The 916-nt window shown below is 42.4% G+C and carries 2 protein-coding genes and 1 pseudogene; all 3 read left to right on the top strand.

Annotated features, from left to right (window positions below):
- Positions 1 to 268: pseudogene (locus BO225_RS13020) on the top strand (hypothetical protein); the annotation flags it as partial.
- Positions 229 to 516, top strand: coding sequence for a transposase (locus BO225_RS00010; protein ID WP_076340274.1), 288 nt, complete (start codon positions 229 to 231; stop codon positions 514 to 516). The pseudogene BO225_RS13020 and the gene BO225_RS00010, both read left to right, overlap by 40 nt.
- 80 nt (positions 517 to 596) lie before the next feature.
- The coding region (locus tag BO225_RS00005) for an IS3 family transposase (RefSeq protein WP_143356698.1) at positions 597 to 916 on the top strand (320 nt) is incomplete at its 3' end.

Raw genomic sequence — 916 nt, 5'->3', positions numbered from 1 at the left:
TTCTGTATCCGATAATTTGGTCGAGCGCAGGTTTGAAGAGTTCGGTCCGCGAAAAATACTTCTGACAGATATTACTTACATTCCTTACGATGGAAAATTCGCCTATTTGTCAACGATCATGGATGCTGGATTTAGTATTAATGGTGCATCCCTTAAACCTCTGAAAATTCAAGTGGTAGAATGTCATAAGAAGAACAATTTGAATTCCAGAATGAGGAGGAATGAAAAATGGCAAAACAATATGACAAAGAATTTAAGGAACAGGTGATCCAATACGTGCTCGATCATCCGGACCTTGCCTACACCCAGATCGCGCAACAGTTCGGAGTCCACGATACAACCGTTGGAGGATGGGTCAAAAGCTATAAAAATCACGGCGATCAAGTCGTCGTAAGAGGATCCGGCAACTATGCCAGCGATGAAGCCAAAGAGATCGCCCATCTTAAAAAGCAGCTCAGAGATACCCAGGACGCACTCAATGTATTAAAAAAAGCAATCAGTATACTCGGCAAGTAACGGCTCGTCTCCTCTATCGATCGGTCCAGGAATACAAAGAGAAACATCCCAAAGCATCGATAGCGGGTATACTGGCTATATTGGAGAAGAGCCCTTCCGGCTACTACAAGTATTTAAGATCAAAACCATCCAAGACAAAAGTCCGACGGGAAAAAACAAAAAAAGCAATCGTCAAGATCTACAACGATTCGCACCAGCTGTATGGCTCGCCCAAGATCGCAGAGATCCTGCACAAGAAAGGGATCCAAGGATGCCAGAAGTATGTCTATTCGATCATGAAAGAAGCCAATATCAAACCGAAATATCTGAAACACAAGATAAAAACGACCATATCTAAAGGGAATGATCGAAAACTTCACAATCTTCTGAAAAGACAATTCAATCCAAAAGATCCCGACAG

This window comes from Dubosiella newyorkensis (assembly GCF_001945605.1).
Taxonomy (GTDB): domain Bacteria; phylum Bacillota_I; class Bacilli_A; order Erysipelotrichales; family Erysipelotrichaceae; genus Dubosiella; species Dubosiella newyorkensis.
Note: the sequence above shows the minus strand (reverse complement) of the source record. Positions and strands in the feature narration are given on the sequence as shown.